We start from the raw sequence: 24,063 nt of genomic DNA on the forward strand, positions 1-24,063 counted from the left end.
TTCGTACGGCGGGGCGGCCCGTACGGCTAGGCCGGCGGGGGCGCGTCCCGCAGGGCGGTCAGGGCGCGGGAGACGGCCTCCGTCCCCTCCTCCAGCTCCTCGCGGGTGATCGACAGGGCCGGGCGCAGCCGTACCGACCGCTCGCCGCAGGGCAATACGAGCACGCCCTCGTCCTGCCGGAGCAGGGCGACCAGCCGGTCGCGCGCGGCCGGGTCCGGCAGGTCGAAGGCGCACATGAGGCCGCGCCCCCGGGCGTTGCCGACCAGCTCGGGGAAGCCGGCCTGGATCTTCTGCAGCGCGGCGAGGAGCTCGGCTCCGAGCTCGCCGGCCCGGGCGATGAGCCCGTCGCGCTCGATGATCTCCAGGATCCGGCGGGAGCGGACCATGTCCACCAGCCCGCCGCCCCAGGTGGAGTTGATCCGCCCGCTCACCCGGAAGACGTTGTCGGGCACCAGGCCCACCCGGCGGCCCGCCATGATCCCGCCGACCTGGACCTTCTTGGCGAAGGCCACGATGTCGGGGCGCAGGCCGAGCTGCTGGTGGGCCCAGGGGGTGCCGGTGGTGCCCGCGCCGGTCTGCACCTCGTCCACGACGAACAGGGCGTCGTGCTCGTGGCAGAGCCGTTCCATCGCCTGGAGGAACTCCGCCCGCATGTGGTTGTCGCCGCCCTCGCCCTGGATGGGCTCGGCGATGAAGCAGGCGATGTCGTGCGGGTGCCGTTCGAAGGCCGCCCTGGCCTGGGCCAGGGCACGCTCCTCGGCCGCCTCGACGTCGCCGAGATGGACGGCGGGCACCTCGATCCGCGGCCAGTCGAACTTCGGGAAGCGGTCGGTCTTGACCGGGTCGGTGTTGGTCAGCGAGAGGGTGTAGCCGCTGCGGCCGTGGAAGGCCCGGGTGAGGTGGAGGACCCGGGTGCCGAGTCCGGGAGAGCGGCCCTCGGCCTCGTTGCGGCGGCTCTTCCAGTCGAAGGCGCACTTCAGCGCGTTCTCGACGGCCAGCGCGCCGCCCTCGACGAAGAAGAGGTGCGGCAGCTCGGGGTCGCCCAGCACCCGGACGAAGGTCTCGGTGAAGTCGGCGAGGTGGACGGTGTAGAGGTCGGGGTTGGCCGGCTTGTTCGCGGCGATCCTGCCGAGGAGGGCCAGGAAGGCGGGGTCGTCGTCGAACGGGTTCACACCCAGCGGCGCGGAGGCGAAGAAGGTGTAGAAGTCCAGGTAGGTCCGGCCGGTGCGGGCGTCGACCAGCCGGGAGCCCCGGCTGCGTTCCAGATCCAGCACCAGGCGGTAGCCGTCGACGAGCAGATGACGAGAGAGCCGGCCGTGAACGTCCATGTCGCCTCCACAGGGTGTGGGAAGATGATTCCCCGTTGAACGGTCATCCCTATGGAGACGTTACGCAGAAGAGGCTGTTTTTATAAATATTCTTCGGTGTCTCCCCGTGGTGACCTTTTCGGGCGTCCGGTACGGCGGAGCCGCCTCCCCGATGCCGGACAGGCGGCTCCGGGCCCGGCGCCCCCCGGGTCAGGCGGGGGTGGGAGCGGCCCCCGCGGGACCGGCCCTGCGGGAGTGGAGTGCCCGCACCCGGAAGGCGAGCGCCACCAGGGCGACGCCGTAGACGATCGCCATCGTGCCGATGAGCCAGACGACCGCCAGCGCGCCGGCGGCCGGCCAGGCGAACAGCAGGACGCCGAACAGGACCGCCAGCACCCCGCTGAGGATGAAGGCCCACTCCCCCGTGGCGGCCCTGCGCAGGCGGATCCCCGCCATGATCTCCGTGACGCCGACGACGACGGCCCAGGCCGCGATCAGGAGCAGCAGGGCGAGCGCGGTGATCCCCGGCCAGACGAGGGCCGCGACGCCGGCCAGGACGCTCAGCACGCCGTAGGCGATCATCCAGGCCCGGGAGCCGCTCTCCCGCGAACCGAACAGGGCGAACACGCCGTTGACGACGGCGTAGACGCCGAAGACGACGACCAGCGCGAAGACCGTGATGCCCGGCCAGAGGATCGCCAGCAGGCCGAACAGGATCGCGCAGGCTCCGCGAACGAGATAGACCCACCATGTACGGGTCAGCTCTTCCATGACCCACCTCCCCTTTTGACCGATTTATGCCCAGAAATCCCCTGGCAGCAGGCCACGGATCGGTCAAAAGGGTCTTATCTTCCCGAGATCCACCGGCTCAGCGGCTCGCCCCGTTCTCACCGTCCTGCTCAGCGGTCCGCCCCGCGCTCCCCGCCCACCTCACCGGTCCGCTCCACGCTCCCCGCCCGCCTCGTCCTCCTCGCGGGGCCGCACGACCGCGACCGGGCAGTGCGCGTGGTGCAGCACGCCATGGCTGACCGAGCCCAGTACGGCCGAGCCGAACCCGCCCAGCCCCCGCGCCCCGACGACGACCAGGTCTGCGCTCCGCGACTCCTCCGCCAGGAGGGGCACCGGGTGCGCCGGAACGGCCGACTCCGCCACCTCGACGTCGGCGTACTTCTCCCGCCAGGGCTCCAGGCGCTGCCGGGCCGTACGGACCTCCGCCTGGAACGACTCCTCCAGCAGGGATGCGTGGTCGAGGGCGCGGACGGGGAGCACCGGGTTCCGCCGGCCGTGGACCACGCGCAGTCGGGCCCCGCGCAGCCGGGCCTGGGCGAACGCGTGACCGAGGGCGGCCTCGGAGTGCTCGGAGCCGTCGAAGCCGACGACGACCGTCCCGTGGACGGTCCGGGCGGGGGCGCGGACCACGACGACCGGGCCGGGGGCCCGTCCGGCCAGGCCCAGCCCCACCGACCCGAGCAGCAGCTCGGCGAAACCGCCCGCCCCCCTGCTGCCGATCACGACCTCGTCCGCCCGTTCGGCCTCGTCCCGTAGCCTCTCGACCACCGCGCCGGTCACCACGGCGCCGGTGACCTCGATCTCCGGCGCGCACTCGCGGGCCCGCCGTACCGCCGCGTCCAGCACGTCCTCGCAGTAGCGGGTCCGCACGTCCTCGTTCGCGCCGGTCCCGGCCGGCGGGAACGCGGCGGCCCACGGCTCACGTACGTGCACGACCCTCAGCGCCGCGCCGCCGCGCGCGGCGTCCAGCGCGGCCCACTCCACCGCGGCCGTCGCGGACTCGGAGCCGTCGGCCCCGACGACGATCGATCCGGTCATCGTTCTCCTCCTCGATGGTCTTCGCTCGCGCCCCGCACGCTCCTGCCGGACGTACCCGCGCCGTCCCGATCCTCCCGCTTCCCGGCACGCGCCCGTCCGGACATGCCGGCGCCCGCCCCGGGGGCGGGGGCGGGCGCCGGACGGGGACGGGTCTCACCTCAGGATCGGCAGGCGGCGGACCAGGGCGGTGGCGCCCCACCACCGTCCCAGACCCAGGGTCCCGCCCGCGCCGGCCAGGGCCAGCCCGATGAGGACGACGGCGTAGACCAGGTGCTCGTCCAGGAAGGGGTTGTTGGCCAGCGGCAGCTCGGCGGCCCACATCAGCACCAGCATCAGGGTGCCGGCGGCGGCGGCGATCCGCATGCCCACGCCGAGGATGAGCGCGACGCCGATGCCCAGCAGGCCGGTCATGAACAGCCAGTCGACCCAGGCGTGCCCCGCCAGGGCGCCGAACAGACCGCCGAGGGCGTTGTCACCGGCGCCCTTGAGGAAGCCGGTGGTGGGGCTGCCGCCGTTGAGCCAGGCGCGGTCGGCGGGGGTGGCGAAGCCCCAGCCGAAGACCTTGTCGAGGAAGGCCCACAGGAAGATCCAGCCGATGCCGATCCGGGCCACGGCCCAGGCGTAGGCGGCCGGCCGCGCCGTGGCCGCGGTCTCCCCGGCGGTGGTGACGGCGTCGTCCCGGGTCGGGGTGGCCACGGCGGCGGGCCGGTGGGTGAGCTTGCGGTTGGTGTGGTGGTGCGCGGTGGCTGCCATGGGGGGCTCCTTCGTCGCCGGCCGCTGCCGGTGTTCCCTGCTCTCCTGGTACGTCTCCATCAAATCCTTTGCACCGCCTTTGCCGGAGGTGCCGTACGGCTCACTCCGGGGCGGCGGAGGTCCCGTCCATCCGGGACCTTGGTCACTCACCGCCCACACGGGCCGTCCGCCGCCTGGCGCTCGCCGCGGGCTGAGCCCTGGAAGCGGGCGGGAGCGGGCGAACGGTCCGATCGGGCCGGGAGGCCGCCCGGCGCGAAGGCTCCGTGGACGGCCGGCGCGTCAGGAGGCTCCGTAGACCACCAGCGAGACGGCGACGTACTGGACGACGTAGGCCGCGACGGTGAAGGCGTGGAAGACCTCGTGGAAGCCGAACCATCGGGGCGAGGGGTCGGGACGGCGCAGGCCGTACACCACACCGCCCGCGGTGTAGAGCAGCCCGCCCGCGATCACCAGGGCCACCGCGGCCACCCCGGCGCCGGACAGGAGCTGGGGCAGCACGAACACCGCCGTCCAGCCCAGCGCGATGTAGAGGGCGGTGGACAGCAGGCGCGGGGCGGAGATCCACAGCACCCGGAACAGCACCCCGGCGATCGCGCCGGTCCAGATCACGGCCAGCACCACGACACGGGCCGGGCCGTCGAGGGCGAGCAGCGCGAACGGTGTGTAGGTGCCCGCGATGATCAGATAGATGTTGGCGTGGTCCAGGCGGCGCAGCACCCTCTCCAGCCGCGGGGAGAGCGTGCCGCGATGGTAGGTGGCCGAGACGCCGAAGAGCAGGCCCGAGGTGATCGCGTAGACCGCGGCGGCGAGCCGCGCCTGCAGGGTGGGGCCCAGGGCGACGAGGACGTACCCGGCGATGATCGCGACGGGCAGCGCGCCGGTGTGCAGCCAGCCGCGCAGCCGCGGCTTGATCGACATGGAGATGGACGGTCTCTGGGTGCCGGTCGAGCTCATGAACCTACGGTAGCGTAAGTTACGTAGCCGTAAGTTGTGACCTTCCCTACACCGTCGCAGCCCTCCCCCGGCCGCCCGCGTCGAACCATCGGGCGCCGGCCCGTCGCCGTCCCCGACCACCCGCGCGGAACCACCTTGTCCATAAAGACAACCTGGTTTACCATATGGACAACCTGATTGACCTTCGGATCCGGCGCATCGGTCACCCGTGCCCGGAACCGCCCGGTCGTCCCCGCGCGGCCCTCCCGGCCGCCGGCCCCGTCCCGCCCCGTCTCCACTCCGCGCCCCGCTCACCGGGCCCGGAGGGAACCCCCGACACCGGAAGAGAGCCATTCCGTGACCAACGACCTCTTCGTCCCCCACACCCTCGAAAGCGCCCCCGCCGAGGCCCGCCCCACCATGGAGGCCACCGTCCGCAAGTTCGGCCACCTCCCCGCGGCGGTGGCGCTGATGTCCGAGTCCCCGCACCTGCTCAAGGGATTCCTCGCGGCCAACGCCGCCTTCGAGCAGACCTCCCTGACCCCGCTCGACCGCGAGGTCGTCGTCATGACGGTCGCCACCCGCAACGCCTGCCACCTCTGCGTGGCGATGCACACCGCCGCGCTGGCCGGGCAGGAGGCGCCCGCCGAGCTCGTCGAGAGCCTGCGGGAGCGCAAGCCCCTCTCCGACCCCCGGCTGGAGGCGCTGCGGCTGTTCACCCTCGCGGTCATGGACCGCCTCGGCGCGGTCACCGACGAGGAGATGCGCGCCTTCCTCGACGCCGGCCACACCCCCAGGAACGCCCTGGAGGTCGTCCTCGGGGTCGGCGCCTACACGATCTCCACCTTCGCCAACCGGATGACCGCCGCGCCCCTCGACCCCTCGCTGCGGCCCTTCGCCTGGGAGGGCGAGCCGAGCTGACGGGACGCCCGTTCACCCGGAAACGCGCCCGGAGGCGTGCGCCCGCCCGACGGGTCACCCGTTCACCCCGAAGCGCGCGCCCGGCCGGGACGCCCGTTCACCCCGGGAACGCGAGCCGCCCGGCGGGACGCCCGTTCACCCGGAAGGGCGAGCGGACCTGGAAGGATGGACGGCCGGGAGACGACGTACCAGGAGAGGCGGGCCGCGGGCCATGAGCAGGCGGGAACCACGGGAGCCGATGCCGGGCCGCTACCCGGTCACCTTCGGCGAGGTAGAGCTCCTGGCCGACCTCGACCGGCCCACCGGGTGGGTGATCTCCTCCGGGGGTGTGCCCCAGTCCTACGTGGACCTGGACGATCCCACGTACCTCGACTTCGAGTACGTCCAGCTCATGGCCATCGTGATCGACCTCCTCGCGGAGGGGCCGGTGGACGCCGTGCACGTGGGCGGCTGCGCCTGCACGCTGCCCCGCTACGTCGCCGCGACCCGTCCGGGGTCGCGGCAGATCGTCGTCGAGCCGGACGGCGGTCTCGTCCAGCTCGTCAGGGACCAGCTCCGCCTGAAGTCGGTGCCCCGGCTCAAGGTCAGGATCCTCGACGGCCGCACCGCGACCGCCGCGCTGCCGGACGCCTCGGCCGACCTGTTCGTGCTCGACGCCTTCAGCGGCGCCACGATGCCGCTCGACCTGGCCACCCGCGAGTACATGGACGACGTCGTCCGCGTCCTGCGCCCCGGCGGCACCCTGCTCGTCAACGTCGCCGACGGCAAGGGCCTGGCCTTCGCCCGCCGGCTGCTCGCCACCGTCGGCGGCGTCTTCCCGCACACCGCCCTGCTCGCCGAACCGGGCGTGCTGCGGGGACGCCGCTTCGGCAACCTCATCGTCGCCGCGTCCCGCGCCGAGCTGCCCACCGACGGCCTGACCCGCCGGAGCGCGGGAGGTCTCACCCAGGCCAGGTGCGTGTACGGCAGGGCGCTGACCGACTTCGTCGCCGGAGCGCCACCGCTGCGTGACGGCGACCCGGTGGTCACCCCGGTCCCGCCTCCGGGCGTGTTCGGCTGAGCGCGGGGCGCGGCGGACGGCCGAACCCCTCTCGGCCACCACCGGGGAGACGTCACGGTGATCGCAATATACTATTTTCATGTGGGTAAAGAAGGTTTTGTACCGTACATGATCATGTCTCCCGACGCCGTGAAGCAGTCCGTCGCGAGACCCTTCACGACGGAGGGCGCCGAGCTGACCGAGGCGGCCGTCGCCGAGGCGAACGAACTGTACGCGGTGGGAAACTTCTGGGGCGACGACCAGGCCGGGAGGATCTTCTACCACGGCGACTCCGGATCACCGGGCTACCGGGACATGGCCGAGGGGGTCATGGGCGAGGCGCACGCGCTCGGGGGCCTCTGCGTCCGGATCGGGGACCGCATCTTCACCATGGGAACGAACGTCGAGGCCGCCGAGTGGGAGGCCATCTCCCACGTGCCGCGGATGCCGTGGTGAGGCTCGGACGCCCGGCGCTGTACCCGCTGGGCCTCACCGGGATGGCGGCCCTCGTCGCCTACGACGTGTACGAGCACTGGCCGGAGGGCGACCCGGAAGGGGCGCGCGCCGCGGCGGCCGTCTGGAGGTCGCTCGGCGAGCGGGTCCGGAGAGCGGCGAACGCCCTCGACCCGGTGGCGGCGCGGATGTGGCGGGACCACCCCGGCGAGGGCAGCACGGCGTTCCGGCGGTTCTGGCAGGGCGGCCTGCTGGCCGTCGCCGCGCGCCCCACCGGCGGCGGGGACGAGGGCGTCCGCCTCTCCTTCGAGGAGTACGCGGGGGCCGTCGCCGCCCACTGCGAGATGACGGCCGAGGCGTGCGAGGGGTACGCGGAGGCGGTCGAGGCGACCCGGCACGCCCTGGAGGTCCTGGCCGCGACGAGCATGGCGCAGCTGGCGTTCGCCGGATCCTGGCCGTGGCTGGGCGGGCCCGGCACGGCCGCCGTCAAGTGGGCCGCCGAACGCCTGTACCGGCGGATGCGGGCCCGGCTCATCGGGCAGCTCCTCGAACGGCACGTCGCGCAGATCGTGCGGGAGAAGGCGGCGACGTACGTCGCGGGCAGCGCCTTCTTCGCGCTCGGCGACACCGCCCTGTCGATCGGCGCGAAGGCGGCCTTCGGCGACGACCCCGGCTCCTTCGAGGACAACGCGGTGGCGACCATGAAGGACTTCGCCTCCTGCCTGGTCTTCTTCGGCGTCTGGGACCTCACCAAGGCAGGCCCCCTGTCCCGGGTGTTCCGGAACAACGACCTGGGGGACTTCGCCTCCTACTACACCGGGTCGACCTCCTACACCGTCACCTACAACGCGCTGAGCGGAAAAACCGGGACCGACCTGGCGCCCACCCCGGAGCAGCTCACCGGCAAGCTCTTCATCGGTACGGCACAGCGCGGCAAGGCCCCCGGATGACCCGGTGACCCGCGCCTGTCCGGCACGGAATAGTTGAAGTATCAACTGAGTTGACGTCAACGAGTTCTTTGGAAGGAGCCGTAAATGCCCGCCGTGACCGTCGATAACCCGCTGACCCTGCCGCGTGTGGCCGCGCCGGCGGACGCCGTGCCGCGCCCCGTGATCGGCGTGACGACCGCACCGAGCGGTTTCGAGGGTGAGGGCTTCCCCGTCCGCCGGGCGTTCGCGGGGATCCATCACCGCCATCTGGACCCGTTCATCATGATGGACCAGATGGGCGAGGTGGAGTATCAGCCCGGGGAGCCGAAGGGAACCCCGTGGCACCCGCACCGCGGCTTCGAGACCGTCACCTACATCATCGACGGCGTCTTCGACCACCAGGACTCCCACGGCGGTGGCGGCACGATCACCAACGGCGACACCCAGTGGATGACGGCCGGCTCCGGCCTGCTTCACATCGAGGCTCCGCCGGAGCACCTGGTCATGTCCGGCGGGCTCTTCCATGGCCTCCAGCTGTGGGTGAACCTCCCGGCCAGGGACAAGATGATGGCCCCCCGCTACCAGGACATCCGCGGCGGCAGCGTCCAGCTGCTCACCTCCCCGGACGGAGGCGCGCTCCTGCGCGTCATCGCGGGCGAACTGGACGGCCACGAGGGTCCCGGCGTCACGCACACGCCGATCACCATGATCCACGCGACGCTGGCGCCGGGCGCGGAGATCACGCTGCCGTGGCGGGAGGACTTCAACGGCCTCGCGTACGTCCTGGCGGGCCGCGGGGCGGCCGGCGCCGAGCGCCGGCCGATCCACCTGGGCCAGACCGCGGTCTTCGGCGGCGGCGGCTCGCTGACCGTCCGCGCGGACGAGAAGCAGGACTCCCACACGCCCGACCTGGAGGTCGTGCTGCTGGGCGGGCGGCCGATCCGGGAGCCGATCGCTCACTACGGCCCGTTCGTCATGAACACCCGGCAAGAGCTTCAGCAGGCGTTCGAGGACTTCCAGAGAGGCCGGCTGGGCACGATCCCGACCGTGCACGGAATGTCCGGGGGCGGCCTGTAGGGCACGCCGGGCCGCGCGGGGACGGATCCGGCCAGGCCATGGGCGGCTCGTGGAGCGAGGTCCGCCCGCCCCGCGCCGGCCGGTCCCGCCGGCCGCCTCCAAGGCCCGATACCTCCCCGCCCCGCACAGCGCCCTACAAACTTCACGGCCGGACCTTTGTCCGGTCCGGCCATTGGGCTGACCGGCGCCGGGTCCGAAGATCGGTTCCATGGATCTGCTGACCCGGCTGGTGGACAAGGGCATGCGCGGCGAGTCCGCGACGCGCGAGGAGGCGCTGGCGGTGCTGGCGACCTCCGACGACGACCTGCTGGCGGTGGTCGCCGCGGCGGGACGCGTGCGGAGGCGGTGGTTCGCGAACCGCGTCAAGCTCAACTACCTCGTCAACCTCAAGTCCGGCCTGTGCCCGGAGGACTGCTCCTACTGCTCCCAGCGGCTCGGCTCGACCGCGGGCATCCTGAAGTACAGCTGGCTCAAACCGCAGGAGGCGGCGGAGGCCGCCGAAGCGGGCGTGGCGGGCGGCGCCAAGCGCGTGTGCCTGGTGGCCAGCGGGCGCGGGCCCACCGACCGCGACGTCGAGCGGGTGGCCGACACCATCGCGGCGATCAAGGACCGCGCCCCGGACGTGGAGATCTGCGCCTGCCTGGGACTCCTGTCGGACCGGCAGGCCACCCGGCTCCGCGAGGCCGGAGTGGACGCCTACAACCACAACCTCAACACCTCCGAGGAGGTCTACGGCGAGATCTGCACCACGCACACCTTCGCCGACCGCGTCCGGACGGTGCGCAGCTCCCACGAGGCGGGCCTGTCGGCCTGCTCGGGGCTGATCGCGGGCATGGGAGAGACCCCCGGGGACCTGGTGGACACCGTCCTCGCGCTGCGCGAGCTGGCCGTGGACTCGGTGCCGGTGAACTTCCTGATCCCCTTCGAGGGCACCCCGCTGTCGGAGAACTGGACGCTGACCCCGCAGCACTGCCTGCGGATCCTGGCGATGACCCGGTTCGTCTGCCCCGACGTGGAGGTACGGCTCGCCGGCGGCCGGGAGATCCACCTGCGAACCCTCCAGCCGCTCGCCCTGCACGTGGTGAACTCCATCTTCCTGGGCGACTACCTCACCAGCGAGGGGCAGCCGGGCGCGGCCGACCTCGACATGATCGCCGACGCGGGCTTCGAGGTCGAGCAGGCCGGTGAGCCGTCGCTTCCCGAGCACCGCCGTACCCGGGACGGTGACACGGCCCCCGCCCCCGCCGCCGATCGGGAGGGCACGGCCGCCGACGCGTCCACCGGCGCCGCCGGTTCCCCGGCGCCCGCCCGCACCGACCTGGTCGCGCTGCGCCGTCGCGGCGCGGGTACCGACCTGCCGCCCAATGCCTGACCCCGGCACGCCCGCCCGGGGCGACGTCGCGCGACTGCTGGAGCTGGACCGGGCGCACGTCTGGCACCCGTACGGGCCGATGCCGGGGCAGGAGGCCCCGCTGCTGGTGGAGTCCGCCTCCGGGGTACGGCTGCGCCTGGCCGAGCCCGTCGAGGGCCGGACCGAGCTGATCGACGCCATGTCGTCGTGGTGGGCCGCCATCCACGGATACGGCCACCCGGCGCTGGACGCCGCCGTCCGCGACCAGCTGGGCCGGATGAGCCACGTGATGTTCGGCGGGCTCACCCACGAGCCGGCGATCCGGCTGGCCGCCCGGCTGGTGGAGGTCACCCCCGATCCGCTGGAGCACGTCTTCCTGGCCGACTCCGGCTCGGTGTCGGTCGAGGTGGCCGTCAAGATGTGCCTGCAGTACTGGCGCTCGCTCGGCAGGCCGGCCAAGCACCGCCTGCTGACCTGGCGCGGCGGCTACCACGGCGACACCTTCCTGCCGATGTCGGTGTGCGACCCCGAAGGCGGGATGCACGCCCTGTGGACCGGGGTGCTGCCGCGGCAGGTCTTCGCCGACGCGCCGCCCCAGGGGTTCGACACCGAACCCGACCCCGCCTACCTCGCCCACCTGGCCGATCTGATCGGACGGCACGCGCACGAGCTGGCGGCGGTCGTCGTCGAGCCGGTGGCGCAGAACGCCGGCGGCATGCGCTTCCACTCCCCCGGCTACCTGCGGGCGCTGCGCGAGCTGTGCGACGCCCACGACGTGCTGCTGGTCTTCGACGAGATCGCCACCGGCTTCGGCCGCACCGGCGCCTTCTTCGCCGCGAACCACGCGGCCGTCTCGCCCGACGTGATGTGCGTGGGCAAGGCCCTCACCGGCGGCTACCTCACCATGGCCGCCGCCCTGTGCACCTCGGAGGTGGCGTACGGCATCGGCCGCGGGGAATATCCCGTGCTCGCCCACGGGCCCACCTTCATGGCCAACCCGCTGGCCGCCGCCGTGGCCTGCGCCTCCCTCGACCTGCTCGGCGACGGGGCATGGGAGGCGCGGGTCAAGCGGGTCGAGGCCGGGCTGCGGGCGGGGCTGGCCCCGGCCCGTGAGCTGGACGGCGTCCGCGACGTGCGGGTCCTCGGCGCGATCGGGGTGATCCAGCTCGACCGGGAGGCGGACCGGGTCGCGGCGACCCGCGCCGCCGTACGGCACGGGGTGTGGATCCGGCCGTTCCGCGACCTGATCTACACCATGCCGCCCTACGTCACCGATGACGCCGATCTGGCCCGGATCACGGCCGCGCTCGTGGCGGCCGCCGACGCGGTCGGCTCGGCATGAGAGTGACGCGGGCGACGTACGGCTGTCGGTTCGGCATGGGGGTGACGCGGGCGAGGCGCGGCGCGGTCAGCTCGGCATGAGGGTGACGCAGGCGACGCGGGCGCCGGCCGCGCCGGCGTCGGGGCCGGACGCCTTGGTGGGCTCGGCGTGGATGACGAGGGAGCGGGGCCGATGGGCCGGGGTGAACGCCCAGTCCTGCCGGGAGGTGGCCGTGGCCGCCCCGGTGGCGTCGGTGGTGAAGTCGAGCCAGAACTCGGTGGCGGCGCTCGCCCCGGCGGTCTCGTGCCCGTGCCCCGCGTCGGCACGCGGGTGACCGCCCTTCGCGTCATGCCCGTGACCGGCCTTCGCCCCGGGTCCGTGGTCCGTGCCGGGATGTGAGTGGCCGGGGTCACCGGGTCGCCGGAAGTGCGGGCCGGCGGCGGCGGGCTTCTTCCCGCAGGGGTCGACGTGCAGGTGCGCGCCGTACGTCCGGCCGGGGAGGAAGCCGCTGACCGTGGCCGTGGTGACGGCGAACACCGACCCCGACTCGGCGGTCACCTGGACCGAGGCGCCGGGCGGCGCCAGCGCGGCGTCGTAGACGATCGCCGTGGCCTTGGGGGTGGCCGCGGTGAGCACTCCGCCCCCGGAGAGACGGACCGCGGCCGGAGGCGGGTCCTGGGCCGGGATGGGGTCCTGGGCGGGGATGTGGCCCACCGGGTGGGACGCCACCTCCCGCTGCTCCCCGCAGGCCGCGCAGAGCAGCCCGGCGGCGGCGAGGACGACGACGGCGGCACGCATACGGCATCTCCTTCGGCGGATACGGCGTGGGCGGCCACTCTATTGAGTGACCGCATGATCACGCATGGTATTCGCCGTTCCCGTCGCGGCCGCCCCACCGCCGGCCGGGAGCGGCCGCCCGCGCCGCCGTCCGGTGGTCCGCCGTCCTCCCGGGCCCGCCCCGGCGAGCGGGTCTCCCCGCCGGCCGGCCGTTCCCGCCGCCGCCGTCAGGCGTGGGAGGCGGCGATCTCGTCGATCCGCGCGGCCAGGGCGAAGTCCAGCTCGGTCAGGCCGCCCGCGTCGTGGGTGGTCAGGGCGAAGCTGAGCTTGCGCCAGCGGATGTCGATGTCGGGGTGGTGGTTGAGCTTCTCCGCCTCGACGGCGATCTCGTCGACGATGCGGATCGCGGTGGGGAAGTCGCGGGCCTCGATCACGCGGCAGATCTCATGGCCCTCCAGCCACCATTCGGGTACGTCGTTCATCTTCCGGGTCACGGCGGAGTCGTCAAGCGGGTCCATCGGGCCATGACATCACACCGGGGACGGCCGCGCGGGTACGGCCCGGCGTCCGGTGCGTGGACCGGGTTTGCTGCCTTTCGTCGCGAACGCCTACTTTGATCGCATGTTGCTGGCGGAGCAGCGGCGCCTGCTGTGTGAGTACGGCCGCCGGGTGGTCGAGACCGGACTTGTGCTCGGGACGTCCGGGAACCTCAGCGTACGCGCGGGCGACCTGGTCGCGGTCACCCCGGCCGGGGGCGCCCTGGACCGGCTGGAGCCGGAGTCGTGCCCGGTGGTCGACGTCGGGGGCCGCCTGGTCGACGGGGATCTCCAGCCGTCCTCGGAGACCCCGATGCACCTGGCGGTGTACGCCTCCGCCGACGTCCGGGCCGTGGTGCACACCCACTCCACCTTCGGCACCGTGATCGCCACGACCATGACCGAGCTGCCGCCGATCCACTACAACACCCTGCTGCTGGGCGGCGTCGTCCGGGTGGCCGGATACGCCACCTACGGCACGCCCGAGCTGGCCGCCAACGTCCGGGCCGCGCTCGACGGCAGGCGCGCCGCGCTGCTGGCCAACCACGGCGGGGTCACCGTCGGCGACGACCTGGAGACCGCCTTCGAGGCGGCCCGGCTGCTGGAGTGGCTCTGCGAGGTCTACGTCCGCGCCAGGTCCGTGGGCGAGCCCCGGGTGCTCACCGAGGAGCAGCTCGCCGCGGTGACCCACCGTTCCCGGAATCCCCCGGAGTTCCCGCGCCGCGGCGATTGACCGCCCCGCCCCACCCCCGTCGGAGGTTCGACCCATGCCCCTGCAGCTCACCGGCACCCCCGGCGATCCCGACCTGATCCGGCTGCCCTGGGACCGGCCGCTCGCCGAGTGGCCCGAGCACCACCTCGTCTCGCTCCCGCGGGGCATCTCGCGGCACGTCGTACGCTTCGCCCGCCTGTCGGGCCGGGTCTACGCGATCAAGGAGATCAGCGAGTACTACGCCAAGCGGGAGTACCGCCTGCTGTGGGACCTGCACCGGATGGACACCCCGGCGGTGGAGCCGGTGGCCGTGGTCACCGGGCGGACCGGCCCGGACGGGGAGCCGCTGGACTCCGCGCTCATCACCCGTCACCTGCAGTTCTCGCTGCCCTACCGCGCGGTCATGTCGGGCACGCTGCGGCCCGAGACGCTCAACCGGCTGCTGGACGCGCTCGCCGTGCTGCTCGTGCGGCTGCACCTGACCGGGTTCTACTGGGGCGACTGCTCGCTGTCGAACGTGCTGTTCCGCCGGGACGCGGGCTCGTTCGCCGCCTACCTGGTGGACGCCGAGACCGGCGAGCTGCACCCGATGATCAGCGAGGGGCAGCGCCTGTACGACATCGACGTGGCGCACGTCAACATCTTCGGGGAGATGCTGGACCTCCAGGCGGGCGGCCTGCTGCACCCCTCCATCGACCCCGAGGAGGTCGCCGGCTCGGCCCGCGACCGCTACCACGGCCTGTGGGGCGAGCTCACCTCCGACGCCATCATCGAGGAGGTGGACTGGCACGTCATCGACCAGCGCATCCGCCGGCTGAACTCCCTGGGCTTCGACGTCGCCGAGATGATGGTCCGCCGCAAGGCGGGCACCGGGCGGCTGATCGTCCGTCCCAAGGTCGTGGACGCCGGCCACCACCAGCGCCGGCTCCTGCGCCTGACCGGCCTGGACGTGGAGGAGAACCAGGCCAGGCGGCTGCTCAACGATCTCGACTCCTTCCGGGTGTCGCACGGCCTGCGCCACGAGGACGAGGCGATCGTGGCGCACCGCTGGCTCGCGGAGGTCTTCCTGCCGACGGTGGACGCGGTCCCCGGGGAGCTGCGCGGCAAGCTGGAGCCGGCCCAGTTCTTCCACGAGGTGCTGGACCACCGCTGGTTCCTGTCGGAGGAGGCCGGCGGTGACGTCGGGCTGACCGCCGCGGTGGAGTCGTACGTGAAGCACGTTCTCGTTCACAAGCCGTATGAGGAAGCGCTCATCTCCGATGAATGAGCCGGGGTGGATGATGTTTCCCCCCTAGGGATGAACATCCTTATCCTCGGATGGGAAATATCACCTCCTGACATATCTATCTTTCACATAGAAAGCTTCCTTCCTCAGGAATGTCCCTACGCTGACCGGGCGACGCCTTGGAGTCGTCGGCGAGGGAGGTCCCGTGCTCGGAATCGAAGACTGCGTGACGGAGGCCATGGCCATCCCCGGCGCGCTGGACGCGCTGCTGATCGACCAGACCAGCGGGATGGCGGTGGCGGTGGGCGGCGGCCGCGACGAGGACGTCGACGGGGCGGCCGCCGCACTGAGCGAGACCCTGCGGGCCGCGATGGACGGCCTCGCCCTGAATTCACCCGGCGGAACGATCCGAATAAACGACATGATCGTAACCGCGGATAACGGACATCATTTACTCCGGCCGATGGAAACGGCCTTCGACGGCCCGCTGGTGATTTATGTCCGCCTTGACCCTGAACGCTCGAACCTCGCCCTCGCCCGCCACCGCCTGCGGTCCATTTCCGGCCGACTCGTCACGACGTGACGCCATGCCGACGATGGAGAGCGTTCTCAGCGACCTGGCCGAGGACCGCGTCACCGGCGCGCTGCGCCTGGACGAGGCGGGGACGGTCTACCTGACCGACGGCCGGGTGACCTACGCCGAGACCCCGGCCGTCCCAAGGCTGGAGGAACTGCTGACCGCGGGCGACAGGATCCCGGCGCAGGCCGTACGGCAGGCCAGGCAGGCGGCCACCGAGGACCGGCCGGGCGGTGAACGGCTGGTCGGGCAGGGCGTGCTGACCCGCGGCGAGCTGGAGTTCTGCGTGCTGAGCGCGGTGCTCGACGCCGCGTACTTCCTGTCCGGCGCGGCCGCGCACCGGAAGGGGTTCCGTTCCGGGGACCGGCACTGGCTCGGACCCCAGTGGTACTTCGACGTCGCCGGGCTGTCCCGGGAGTGCGAGCGGAGGAGGGCCCAGTTGGACCGTGCCTGGCCGTCCGGCGAGCTGGACACGCTCCCGGTCGTCCCCCTGGCGCGCATCCCCGCCCAGCGGGTGGTGCTGACCTCACTGCAGTGGGAGGTCCTGGTCGCGGCCGACTCCGCCGCCACCCCCGCGGAGCTGGCGCGCAGACTCGGCCGGCCCGCCTACTCGGTGCTGCTCGCCGTACGGCGGCTGGCCGCGGCGGGGCTGCTCCGCGTCCCGGAACCGGGCGAACGGCCCGGGGTCGCGCCCGTCTCCGGGACGGGGGCACCGGCGTCCCGGATCCCGCAGGCGCCGTCACCCCCGCAGACGCCGCGGGCTTCACAGGCACCGTCACTCCCGCAGAAGCCGCAGACGCCGTCGGCCCCGCCGGCGCTGCCGCGGCGCCCGAAGACCACCGGGGAGCCCCGGGCGGGCGGGGAACCCCGGGACGGCGCCGCGGGGGGCACCGCGTCCGCGCGGTGGCTCCCCGCGGCGACCGGGGACCCCGCCGACGTGAACCTGCTCATCCGGCTGAGGAACGCACTGGAGGCACTGACATGAGCTCGTCCCGATGCCGCTGAGGTTGCGGACGTTGAAGCTGATCGGAAGGAGACCGCCGGTGGAGGCGCGTGACCGGGAACCGCAGGCGACGCTGCCGACACGCGACCGGCCGTACCCGGAGCCCGCCGCGTCCCGCGACCGGGACCTCGTGCCGTTCCGCGAGTCCGGCGCCGAGTCTCCCGGACCCGCCACCGGACCGTCCGGACCGTCCGGACCGTCCGGACCGTCCGGACCGTCCGGAGCGGGCACGCCGGGCACGCCGGGCACCGTACCGGCGTCCCCCGCACAGACCCCTTCCACGCCGGACGGGGAGGGGGTGTCGCGCCGCGAGCGGGCCCGGCGGGAGCTGGCCCTGCTGCGCGACCGGCTGCACGAGGAGATGGCGCTGCTGCGCGAGCGCGTGCCGGAGGTGAACGGAAGCATCGCCTGCAGCGTGGACGGCCTGACGCTGGCGAGCGACCTGCGAGGCGAGACCGAGCAGATCGGCGCGCTGTCCTCCGCGGTGCTCGCGCTCAGCAGCCGGCTGACGGCCATGGCCGACAAGGGCTCCTTCGAGGAGACGCTGATCTCCGGTGACAACGGCTACGCGGCCTTCTACGCCGCCGGCCCCACGATCGTCCTCACGGTGCTCGCCCGGCCCGGGACCAACCTCGGGCTGCTGCGCCTGGAGGGCCGCAAGACGGCGGTGAGAATGGCCGCCCTCACGTCCCGCACATCGACAACCCACTGATCGGAGTCAGACATGGGCAACATGGATATCTCTCTCAAGGAAATGATGGGCATCGACGGCGCGGTCGGCGCGGTCGTCGTCGACTACAACAGCGGCATGGCGCTGGGCGCGCTCGGCGGCTCCAAGGACCTGGACCTCCAGGTGGCCGCGGCGGGCAACACCGAGGTCGTCAAGGCCAAGCTGCGGACGATGGACTCCCTCGGCCTCAAGGACACCATCGAGGACATCCTCATCACGCTCAGCGCGCAGTACCACATCATCCGCCCGGTCACCGGCCGGAGCGGCAAGGGTCTCTTCCTGTACCTGGCGCTGGACCGCAACCGGGGCAACCTGGCGCTGGCCCGGCACACCCTGCGGATGATCGAGGAGAGACTCGAGGTCTGATCCTCCGGTACGGCTCCGCGCACCGGGAGCGCGGGCCGTACCGGAGCTCACCGCTCGGCGGAGGCGGTGAGCTCACCGATCGCGTCGGCGAAGGCCGGCCAGAGCAGGCGCGGCAGGTCGTGGCCCATGCCGGGGAAGGTGACCAGTCTGGCGCCGGGGATCGCGTCCGCCGTGGCGATCCCCCCGGCCACCGGGATGAGCTGGTCGGCCTCGCCGTGCAGTACGAGGGTGGGTACGGTGATCTTCCCGAGCAGCGCCGTACGGTCGCCCGAGGCCAGGATCGCGGCGAGCTGCCGGGCGGTCCCGGCCGGGTCGAGGCCGCGGTCGTAGCTGAGTTCGGTGATCTGGGCGACGCGCTCGCGGTCCATCCGGTATCCGGGGGATCCGAGGATCTCCCAGGTGCTCAGCGCCTGACGGATCGCGGCCTCGCGGTCGGGCGGCGGCGGCGCCATGAGCACCGCCATCGCCGCCTCGGTGGGCGGGGCGACCGCGTGGCCGGGGGTGGACATGATCGAGGTGAGGCTCCGCACCCGGCGCGGATGGCCGATCGCCATCGCCTGGGCGATCATGCCGCCCATCGAGGCGCCGACCACGTGGGCCGATTCCCAGCCGAGCGCGTCGAGCAGCCCGGCGGCGTCGTCGACCATGTCGTCGAGCAGGTAGGGGGCCCGGCCGCCGCCGAGGGCGGGCGCCCCGGCGTCGTTCAGGTGGGTGGACTCGCCGGCGTCGCGGTTGTCGAACCGCACCACGTGGTGCCCGCGGCCGGCGAGCAGCTCGCAGAACTCCTCGTCCCAGTGGATCATCTGGGCGCCGAGACCCATGATCAGCAGAAGCGGCCGGTCGCCGGGAGACCCGAAGGTCTCGTAGGCGATCTCGATGCCGTTGGCCCGGACGCGCGTCGTCATGTCGCTCCCTCTCCCCCGTCCGTCCGCGGGCGGGCCGGGTGGCCGCCCTGACGGTTCCCGCCGCCCGGAGACGACGGACCGGTAACCCGGAACAGAATGTCATTCTGCCCAGGTCGGGGCAAGACATCCCGTGCCGAAGGGCCGGAGAGCGAAAAGCAGGAGCGGACGCCCTGCGCCGGCGTCCGCTCCCGTGTCCAGGAAAGGCTGAGGTGAAGCTCTTCGCTTCCGGCCGTCACGGCCTGACCGGGCCGTCACGGCCCGGTGGAACCCTTATGACCCGGTGAGCCGTCACGGCCCGACGGTGCCGCCCTGGCGCGGGGCGGCGTCGTGACGGTCCGGCGGCGCCGCCGTGACGGTGCGGCGCCGCCGTGACGGTGCGGCGCCGCCGTGACGGTGCGGCGGCGCCGTTCCGGCCGGTTACGGCTTGACGGTGATCTGGACCGGCTTGGCCGGGTCGCCGTCCCGCTTGCCCCAGGCACCGGTGGAGAAGGGGACCGGGTCGTTCTTCTTGCCCGGACCGTCGCCCCACTTGGTGATGACGTAGTCGACCTTGATGTGGCCCATGCCGCCGTTGCCGTCCACGCCGAGGGTGCCGGGGTTGAACGTGCCGCCGGTCAGGTCGGCGAAGGTCTTGGCGTCGAGGTCGATCATGACGCCGCTGCTGGAGGGGACGCCGGGGCCGCGGTCGCCGACGAAGAACTTGGCCTTCTTGCCCTTGTAGATGACGTAGCCCTCGGTGAACAGCGGCCAGCTCGGGCTGGCGATCATGCCCTTCTGCATCGGCTTGCCACTGGCGGGGAGGCCGGTGTCACCGGCGCGGCCGGAGGAGTCGTCCCAGAAGTAGGAGGCCTTGGTCTGGCCCTTCAGCATGACGGTCTTGGTGACCTTCTGCGGCTTGGCGGGGGCGGCCTGCTCTGGCGCGGCGGCCTGCCCGGGAGCGGCCTGCTCGGGAGCGGCCTGCTCGGGAGCGGCCTGCTCGGGAGCGGCGGCGGCCTGGGCGGGGGCGGCCTCGGGGACCGCGGCCGCGACCGGCTCGCTCACCGCGGTGACCCCGGCGCCGGCCGCCGAGGCGGCGGGCGCGTCCCGGTCGACCGAGGGGAGGGCCGAGACGGCGGCGGCGGAGGCGAGGAGCCCGGCGCCGACCAGGCCGGCGACGGCGTATCGGGTCTTGCGGGCGGACGTGCGGGGATCCAGGGAAGGCATGAGGAAACGAACTCTTTCGCGAGGGAACGGGGCAGCCGGACGCCATGCGTGAAGGGAGGCGTCGGCGGGGTCGCGCTCACAGGGAAGAAGAGGCGCAGGGATGGATCAGGTGGCGCTACACGGAGCGCTGGGGGATGCCGCGACCGATCGCGGCGGAAGAACCCAGGGGATGTGAAAGTCTCAGAGGACCGGCAGCGAAATGCGGTATACCGGTACGAAGGTGGCGCGGTCTCCCACTGAGGGATCTCCTCTCCATCTCGTCTACCGGGTTAGCTGACGGGTTCGGGCGGTGGAGTGCCCTACCACCGCGTTCGCGGCGGATTCACCCCGGAAGGTGGGTCCCCGGCTCCCATGCCATGACGGCTTCGGGATTCGACGTCGGCCCGGTCGCCCCCTCGGATGAGGGTGCAGGTCACCTGCCGATGACTAGGACACTACCGGGCAAATCAGACAAAGCAAAGCAGAACCCATGGAATGACCAGAAGATCTACCTTCTATGGCCAAGAAAGGGCACATGATCCGGTTTATCGGCCCCTGAACCGGCGCGGACCAGGGCGTACACGCCGTGGCGAACCACATACGGGTGATTCACCGCCGCCATTTCCCGCGGCCCGCGGTCCCGCCCGGAACCCCGGGAAACGGCCGCCCGCCCCGGTCAGTCCCACCAGAACGACCAGGCGTTCCTGCCCATGATCTGCTCGGCGTAGCCGGCGAGCGTGCCGGCGCTGTAGACGACGCTGTCCGGGCAGAACGTCCAGTGCTCCGCCGCGACGTGCAGGGCGTGCTCCGCCGTCGTGGGGGGCGCCGCGACGCTCAGGTCGAGGGTGTTGAAACCCACGCCCACCAGCCGCGCCCCGAACCGCTCCTCCCAGCTCCGCACCACGGCGGCCAGCGGGACCATCCACTCGTTGTGGTTCAGCGCGCCCTGCCACCCCATGACGGCCAGCGCGTCGGCCCCCCGGTCGACGGCCACCAGGCCCAGAGGGGTCCTGCGCTCGGCGACCAGCCCGGCGTACCAGTCGGCGACCACGTCGGGGTCGGTGGCGAGCCTGCCCGCGGGGGCCGGACCCGGGCACCGCGCGCCGAACGGAGCCAGCAGCTCCAGCTGCTCGGCGTCCGCCCTCTCGGTCCAGTCGGCCCAGACCTCCGCCATGAAGGCGGCGGTGTGATAGTTGTCGATCTCCTCCACCGTGTCCGGGGCGATCTGCCCGGACGACCACGGCTGGACGGAGTCCTCCAGCAGCAACGGCCACAGGCCCGAGCGCGGGTGCTCGGCCCGCAGGCCGGACCACAGCCCGGCGGAGACCGGCTCGTCACTGAGCCAGAACGCCGGACGATAACCGACCATCAGCTGGGAGTAACCGGGGTCGGGCCACACCACGTCGCCTGGAGGCAGCTCGACCGAGAGCGCCCGCCCCTCACCGCCGCCGGCGAACAGCTGGCCCAGCAACGGCGGAAGTTGCTCCCGCTCGCAATCGCTCATCCCTGTCGATCCGATCCTGACCACGGACCAATTTTGGCCTGTCAGGCGGCGGGAGGACAGTTCTCCCCCCAGCGCGGCCGAAAAACACCGCCTTCACGGCCCTCGCGGGGAGGGCCGAGGGGCCGTCGCGGGCTCCGCGAGCTCGCGGACCACCTCGGCGAATCCGCGCACCAGCGGGTCGTCCGCACCCCTGGGCCAGGCCAGGGCCACCCGCAGCGGCTCGACGTCGGTGAGGGGCACCCAGGCCAGGTCGGGGCGGGCGTAGTAGCGGGCCATGCTCGACGGGGCGAAGCAGACGGCGGCGCCCTCGGCCACCTGCTCCAGCATCTCCTCGACGTTGTCGTTGGTCGGCCCCCAGCGCGGGGCGGAACCGTCCGGCCGGGGGTTGACCGCCCACCAGTCCACCCATTCGCGCGGCGCCCGTTCGGTCCACATCAGGGGCTCGCCGGCCACCTCCATGACGGAGACGCCGTCGCGACCGGCGAGCGGGTCGTCGCGGTCGGGCTGGACGTCACCGACACCGCCCGGATCGCCGCCGTGGTCGCCGAGGTCGTCCTCTGGTACGGGCGCGTGGACGTGCTGGTCAACAACGCCGGGCGCGGACTGGTCGGCGCCGTGGAGGAGACCTCGGACCGCGAGCTGCGCGACCTGATGGAACTGCACTTCTTCGGCCCGGCGGCGCTGACGCGGGCCGTGCTGCCGCACATGCGCCGCCAGGGATCGGGTGCGATCGTGCAGATGAGCAGCATGGGCGGCCGGTTCACCTTCCCGGGCGTGGGCGCCTACTCGGCGACCAAATTCGCCCTGGAGGGGCTCTCGGAGGCGCTCGCCCAGGAGGTCGCGCAATTCGGGATCAAGGTGCTGGTCGTGGAGCCGGGGGCGTTCAGGACGGGCTTCGCCGGCGGCGGCGCCCTGCTGCAGTCGGCCGTCATCCCCGCCTACGAGACCGTCGTCGGCCCGGTCCGCTCCGGCCTGCCGGAGTCCGACGGCAGGCAGCCCGGCGACCCGGCCAAGGCGGCGGCCGTCCTCGCCGCCCTCGACGCGGAGGAGACCCCGCTGCGCCTCCCGCTGGGCGACGACGCCGCCGACGCGATCGCGGCCAGTCTGGAGAACGCCCGCGCGGAGTTCGCCGCCTGGGAGAAGGTGGCCCGCGGTACCGGCTTCGACGCCTGACCGGCCCGGCGCCTCCTCCGGGGACCGGTGGGCCGGCCCGCTCTTCCCGGCCGCGCGGGAACGCTCAGCCCCGTCCCGGAGACGGCGGGGGCGGCCAGGGTCCGGCCGGCAGGACACGCGTGCCGTCGGGCCCGGTCGGCTCGTGGCCCGGCACGGGCGGCGTCGGGCCGTACGGACCCTGTGCGGCGTGCGGAGGGGGCTCCACGCGGGGAGGGTGCGGCGGGACCGGCGTACCGTGCGGAGGCGGCTGCGGGTGACGCGCCGGGCCGGGCGGCGCCTGGTGAGCCGGATACGGAGACGGCTGCGGCGCCTGGTGAGCCGGGTACGGGGTCGCCTGATGGGAGAGGTGCGGCGACGGCGGCATCTGGTGAGGGTGCGGCGGTGGCATCTGATGGGGATGCGGCGATCCCGGGCCGTGCGGGAGGTACGCCGGGCCGGGCGGAGGGAACGCCCCACCCGGCGGGGGAACCGGACCGCCGGGCGGCATGCCGTACGGCGAAGGCGGTACGGCCGGCCCGCCGGGCGGCGCGCCGTACGGCGGGAGCGGGGCGGACGGGGAAAGCGGTACGGCCGGCGCCGCGCCCGCGCGCCGCGCCTGGCGGCGGTTGCGGATCACGAAGAACACGACGAGGACCGGGACCAGCACCATGACGACCATCTGGGCGATCGCACCCGGCACGCTCGAGACGCCGACTTCGATCCAGGGCCCGTCGTCCTCGGTGGGCTCCGGGCGGGGCGTCGGAGTGGGTGAGGGGGGCGGGGTGCCGAGCGGGTTGGCCTTGACGGTCCTCACCTTCGCGGTCAGCGCCCGCACCGGGTCGACGACGCCGCGACTGAAGGCCGCCTTGTCAGAAAGGAGCGGGCTGTCGTGCGCGGTGCTCACCAGACGGTTGATCACGTCCCTCGCGCGCAGGTCTGGTTCCTTCGATCTGATCAACGCCGCCACCCCGGCCACGATCGCCGCCGCGTCGCCCGTGCTGCTCCCGATGCCGTACCCGTTGCCGGACTCCCGGCGGGGCAAGGAACCGATGATTTTCTCGGCGGGAGCGGCGAGCGCCACCTGCCGTCCCACAACGGAGCCGGACCACAACCTCCCCGACCGGGTCGTACCGCCGACCGAGACGACGCCCGGGATCGACGCCGGGCACCTGAGGTTGTAATCGTCACGGTTGTCACCGGCCGCCGCGACCACCACGACATCACTGGAAAGCGCGTAGCGGACGGCCTCGATGTCCTCCTGGAGGCAGAACCGGAGGTTCTCCGACAGCACGATGACCCGCGCGTCGTTCCGCACGGCCCAGCGGATGGCCTGACCGTAGGTCTCGTGGTCGTATCTCCGGCCGAGGTTGACCGGCAGGATCCTGGCGTCGGGCGCGATGCCGAGCAGGCGCATGTCGCTGCCGCCGGGCCCCACGATGAGCCCGGCCATGCCGGTGGCCCGTCCGTCGTCCACCTCCTCCCG

At 72.9% G+C, this 24,063-nt stretch carries 26 protein-coding genes and 1 riboswitch; of the genes, 14 read left to right on the forward strand and 12 right to left on the reverse strand.

Annotated elements, in window-relative coordinates; genetic code table 11:
* Positions 1-26: 26 nt before the first annotated feature.
* The 5 genes from lat to ACFYSC_RS25530 form a co-directional block, all read right to left on the reverse strand.
* Positions 27-1,328, reverse strand: a complete 1,302-nt coding sequence (gene lat, locus ACFYSC_RS25510; protein ID WP_389966399.1) for an L-lysine 6-transaminase — start codon at positions 1,326-1,328, stop codon at positions 27-29.
* Between the two features lie 189 nt (positions 1,329-1,517).
* Positions 1,518-2,078, reverse strand: coding sequence for an HdeD family acid-resistance protein (locus ACFYSC_RS25515; RefSeq protein WP_389966402.1), 561 nt, complete (start codon positions 2,076-2,078; stop codon positions 1,518-1,520).
* A gap of 159 nt (positions 2,079-2,237) precedes the next feature.
* Entirely contained in the window at positions 2,238-3,134 is an 897-nt protein-coding gene (locus ACFYSC_RS25520) for a universal stress protein (protein WP_389966405.1), read from the reverse strand.
* Between the two features lie 153 nt (positions 3,135-3,287).
* Complete coding sequence (locus ACFYSC_RS25525; protein ID WP_389966408.1) at positions 3,288-3,887, reverse strand: hypothetical protein; 600 nt, start codon at positions 3,885-3,887, stop codon at positions 3,288-3,290.
* 279 nt (positions 3,888-4,166) lie between these two features.
* Positions 4,167-4,841: a hemolysin III family protein gene (locus tag ACFYSC_RS25530; protein ID WP_389966411.1), complete on the reverse strand. Its 675-nt coding sequence runs from the start codon at positions 4,839-4,841 to the stop codon at positions 4,167-4,169.
* Positions 4,842-5,177: 336 nt separating this feature from the next.
* On the opposite strand from ACFYSC_RS25530, the gene ACFYSC_RS25535 reads away from it, so the two are divergent.
* The 7 genes from ACFYSC_RS25535 (at position 5,178) to ACFYSC_RS25565 (ending at position 11,932) form a co-directional block, all read left to right on the forward strand.
* On the forward strand, positions 5,178-5,741 hold the full coding sequence (locus ACFYSC_RS25535; RefSeq protein ID WP_389966414.1) for a carboxymuconolactone decarboxylase family protein: 564 nt from the start codon (positions 5,178-5,180) through the stop codon (positions 5,739-5,741).
* 211 nt (positions 5,742-5,952) lie between these two features.
* Positions 5,953-6,801 (forward strand): fused MFS/spermidine synthase, encoded by an 849-nt coding sequence (locus ACFYSC_RS25540; protein WP_362930004.1) that lies wholly within the window; start codon positions 5,953-5,955, stop codon positions 6,799-6,801.
* A gap of 114 nt (positions 6,802-6,915) precedes the next feature.
* Positions 6,916-7,236, forward strand: a complete 321-nt coding sequence (locus ACFYSC_RS25545) for a hypothetical protein (protein ID WP_389966419.1) — start codon at positions 6,916-6,918, stop codon at positions 7,234-7,236.
* The gene (locus ACFYSC_RS25550; RefSeq protein ID WP_389966422.1) at positions 7,233-8,183 is read left to right on the forward strand and encodes a hypothetical protein; all 951 of its coding nucleotides are present in this window, start codon (positions 7,233-7,235) and stop codon (positions 8,181-8,183) included. Before ACFYSC_RS25545 ends, ACFYSC_RS25550 begins: the two co-directional genes overlap by 4 nt.
* An 84-nt stretch (positions 8,184-8,267) precedes the next feature.
* On the forward strand, positions 8,268-9,239 hold the full coding sequence (locus ACFYSC_RS25555) for a pirin family protein (protein WP_389966425.1): 972 nt from the start codon (positions 8,268-8,270) through the stop codon (positions 9,237-9,239).
* Positions 9,240-9,447: 208 nt separating this feature from the next.
* A complete protein-coding gene (gene bioB, locus ACFYSC_RS25560) occupies positions 9,448-10,611 on the forward strand; it encodes a biotin synthase BioB (protein ID WP_389966428.1) in 1,164 nt (387 codons plus the stop codon).
* Positions 10,604-11,932: an adenosylmethionine--8-amino-7-oxononanoate transaminase gene (locus ACFYSC_RS25565; RefSeq protein ID WP_389966431.1), complete on the forward strand. Its 1,329-nt coding sequence runs from the start codon at positions 10,604-10,606 to the stop codon at positions 11,930-11,932. The genes bioB and ACFYSC_RS25565 overlap by 8 nt, the downstream gene beginning before the upstream one ends.
* A 66-nt stretch (positions 11,933-11,998) precedes the next feature.
* Here ACFYSC_RS25565 and ACFYSC_RS25570 read toward each other — a convergent pair whose 3' ends face one another.
* Both ACFYSC_RS25570 and ACFYSC_RS25575 read right to left on the reverse strand, forming a co-directional pair.
* A complete protein-coding gene (locus ACFYSC_RS25570; protein WP_389966434.1) occupies positions 11,999-12,709 on the reverse strand; it encodes a hypothetical protein in 711 nt (236 codons plus the stop codon).
* Positions 12,710-12,915: 206 nt separating this feature from the next.
* Positions 12,916-13,206: a 4a-hydroxytetrahydrobiopterin dehydratase gene (locus ACFYSC_RS25575; protein WP_389966437.1), complete on the reverse strand. Its 291-nt coding sequence runs from the start codon at positions 13,204-13,206 to the stop codon at positions 12,916-12,918.
* A 103-nt stretch (positions 13,207-13,309) separates the two neighbouring features.
* On the opposite strand from ACFYSC_RS25575, the gene ACFYSC_RS25580 reads away from it, so the two are divergent.
* The 6 genes from ACFYSC_RS25580 to ACFYSC_RS25605 all read left to right on the forward strand — a co-directional run bounded on the left by ACFYSC_RS25580 (position 13,310) and on the right by ACFYSC_RS25605 (position 17,837).
* On the forward strand, positions 13,310-13,957 hold the full coding sequence (locus ACFYSC_RS25580) for a class II aldolase/adducin family protein (protein WP_389966440.1): 648 nt from the start codon (positions 13,310-13,312) through the stop codon (positions 13,955-13,957).
* 34 nt (positions 13,958-13,991) lie between these two features.
* The gene (locus ACFYSC_RS25585) at positions 13,992-15,203 is read left to right on the forward strand and encodes a DUF4032 domain-containing protein (protein ID WP_389966443.1); all 1,212 of its coding nucleotides are present in this window, start codon (positions 13,992-13,994) and stop codon (positions 15,201-15,203) included.
* A 163-nt stretch (positions 15,204-15,366) separates the two neighbouring features.
* The gene (locus ACFYSC_RS25590; RefSeq protein WP_362929984.1) at positions 15,367-15,744 is read left to right on the forward strand and encodes a roadblock/LC7 domain-containing protein; all 378 of its coding nucleotides are present in this window, start codon (positions 15,367-15,369) and stop codon (positions 15,742-15,744) included.
* Positions 15,745-15,748: 4 nt separating this feature from the next.
* Positions 15,749-16,723, forward strand: a complete 975-nt coding sequence (locus tag ACFYSC_RS25595; RefSeq protein ID WP_389966446.1) for a hypothetical protein — start codon at positions 15,749-15,751, stop codon at positions 16,721-16,723.
* A gap of 58 nt (positions 16,724-16,781) precedes the next feature.
* Positions 16,782-17,453, forward strand: a complete 672-nt coding sequence (locus tag ACFYSC_RS25600; protein ID WP_389966448.1) for a roadblock/LC7 domain-containing protein — start codon at positions 16,782-16,784, stop codon at positions 17,451-17,453.
* Positions 17,454-17,465: 12 nt separating this feature from the next.
* On the forward strand, positions 17,466-17,837 hold the full coding sequence (locus ACFYSC_RS25605; protein WP_362929978.1) for a hypothetical protein: 372 nt from the start codon (positions 17,466-17,468) through the stop codon (positions 17,835-17,837).
* Between the two features lie 47 nt (positions 17,838-17,884).
* Here the strand turns inward: ACFYSC_RS25605 and ACFYSC_RS25610 are convergent, their stop codons facing one another.
* The 4 genes from ACFYSC_RS25610 to ACFYSC_RS25625 form a co-directional block, all read right to left on the reverse strand.
* Positions 17,885-18,742, reverse strand: coding sequence for an alpha/beta fold hydrolase (locus ACFYSC_RS25610; protein WP_362929976.1), 858 nt, complete (start codon positions 18,740-18,742; stop codon positions 17,885-17,887).
* Positions 18,743-19,159: 417 nt separating this feature from the next.
* Positions 19,160-19,945: a hypothetical protein gene (locus ACFYSC_RS25615; RefSeq protein ID WP_389966452.1), complete on the reverse strand. Its 786-nt coding sequence runs from the start codon at positions 19,943-19,945 to the stop codon at positions 19,160-19,162.
* Positions 19,946-20,188: 243 nt separating this feature from the next.
* A riboswitch (cyclic di-AMP (ydaO/yuaA leader) is annotated at positions 20,189-20,333 on the reverse strand.
* Positions 20,334-20,600: 267 nt separating this feature from the next.
* A complete protein-coding gene (locus ACFYSC_RS25620) occupies positions 20,601-21,428 on the reverse strand; it encodes a DUF4253 domain-containing protein (protein ID WP_362929972.1) in 828 nt (275 codons plus the stop codon).
* Positions 21,429-21,521: 93 nt separating this feature from the next.
* Positions 21,522-21,881, reverse strand: a complete 360-nt coding sequence (locus ACFYSC_RS25625; protein WP_389966455.1) for a LysR substrate-binding domain-containing protein — start codon at positions 21,879-21,881, stop codon at positions 21,522-21,524.
* A gap of 84 nt (positions 21,882-21,965) precedes the next feature.
* On the opposite strand from ACFYSC_RS25625, the gene ACFYSC_RS25630 reads away from it, so the two are divergent.
* Entirely contained in the window at positions 21,966-22,601 is a 636-nt protein-coding gene (locus ACFYSC_RS25630) for an SDR family NAD(P)-dependent oxidoreductase (RefSeq protein ID WP_389966457.1), read from the forward strand.
* A 64-nt stretch (positions 22,602-22,665) separates the two neighbouring features.
* Here ACFYSC_RS25630 and ACFYSC_RS25635 read toward each other — a convergent pair whose 3' ends face one another.
* Positions 22,666-24,054, reverse strand: coding sequence for a S8 family serine peptidase (locus tag ACFYSC_RS25635; RefSeq protein WP_389966460.1), 1,389 nt, complete (start codon positions 24,052-24,054; stop codon positions 22,666-22,668).
* Between the last annotated feature and the right edge of the window lie 9 nt (positions 24,055-24,063).

This window comes from Streptosporangium sp. NPDC004379 (assembly GCF_042873875.1).
GTDB lineage: Bacteria > Actinomycetota > Actinomycetes > Streptosporangiales > Streptosporangiaceae > Streptosporangium.

Bases quoted from the DNA above. Each gene is read 5' to 3' on its own strand.
- lat (WP_389966399.1), bottom strand. From the start codon at position 1,328: ATGGACGTTCACGGCCGGCTCTCTCGTCATCTGCTCGTCGACGGCTAC.
- ACFYSC_RS25515 (WP_389966402.1), bottom strand. From the start codon at position 2,078: ATGGAAGAGCTGACCCGTACATGGTGGGTCTATCTCGTTCGCGGAGCC.
- ACFYSC_RS25520 (WP_389966405.1), bottom strand. From the start codon at position 3,134: ATGACCGGATCGATCGTCGTCGGGGCCGACGGCTCCGAGTCCGCGACG.
- ACFYSC_RS25525 (WP_389966408.1), bottom strand. From the start codon at position 3,887: ATGGCAGCCACCGCGCACCACCACACCAACCGCAAGCTCACCCACCGG.
- ACFYSC_RS25530 (WP_389966411.1), bottom strand. From the start codon at position 4,841: ATGAGCTCGACCGGCACCCAGAGACCGTCCATCTCCATGTCGATCAAG.
- ACFYSC_RS25540 (WP_362930004.1), top strand. From the start codon at position 5,953: ATGAGCAGGCGGGAACCACGGGAGCCGATGCCGGGCCGCTACCCGGTC.
- ACFYSC_RS25545 (WP_389966419.1), top strand. From the start codon at position 6,916: ATGTCTCCCGACGCCGTGAAGCAGTCCGTCGCGAGACCCTTCACGACG.
- ACFYSC_RS25555 (WP_389966425.1), top strand. From the start codon at position 8,268: ATGCCCGCCGTGACCGTCGATAACCCGCTGACCCTGCCGCGTGTGGCC.
- bioB (WP_389966428.1), top strand. From the start codon at position 9,448: ATGGATCTGCTGACCCGGCTGGTGGACAAGGGCATGCGCGGCGAGTCC.
- ACFYSC_RS25565 (WP_389966431.1), top strand. From the start codon at position 10,604: ATGCCTGACCCCGGCACGCCCGCCCGGGGCGACGTCGCGCGACTGCTG.
- ACFYSC_RS25570 (WP_389966434.1), bottom strand. From the start codon at position 12,709: ATGCGTGCCGCCGTCGTCGTCCTCGCCGCCGCCGGGCTGCTCTGCGCG.
- ACFYSC_RS25575 (WP_389966437.1), bottom strand. From the start codon at position 13,206: ATGGACCCGCTTGACGACTCCGCCGTGACCCGGAAGATGAACGACGTA.
- ACFYSC_RS25580 (WP_389966440.1), top strand. From the start codon at position 13,310: ATGTTGCTGGCGGAGCAGCGGCGCCTGCTGTGTGAGTACGGCCGCCGG.
- ACFYSC_RS25585 (WP_389966443.1), top strand. From the start codon at position 13,992: ATGCCCCTGCAGCTCACCGGCACCCCCGGCGATCCCGACCTGATCCGG.
- ACFYSC_RS25595 (WP_389966446.1), top strand. From the start codon at position 15,749: ATGCCGACGATGGAGAGCGTTCTCAGCGACCTGGCCGAGGACCGCGTC.
- ACFYSC_RS25605 (WP_362929978.1), top strand. From the start codon at position 17,466: ATGGGCAACATGGATATCTCTCTCAAGGAAATGATGGGCATCGACGGC.
- ACFYSC_RS25610 (WP_362929976.1), bottom strand. From the start codon at position 18,742: ATGACGACGCGCGTCCGGGCCAACGGCATCGAGATCGCCTACGAGACC.
- ACFYSC_RS25615 (WP_389966452.1), bottom strand. From the start codon at position 19,945: ATGCCTTCCCTGGATCCCCGCACGTCCGCCCGCAAGACCCGATACGCC.
- ACFYSC_RS25620 (WP_362929972.1), bottom strand. From the start codon at position 21,428: ATGAGCGATTGCGAGCGGGAGCAACTTCCGCCGTTGCTGGGCCAGCTG.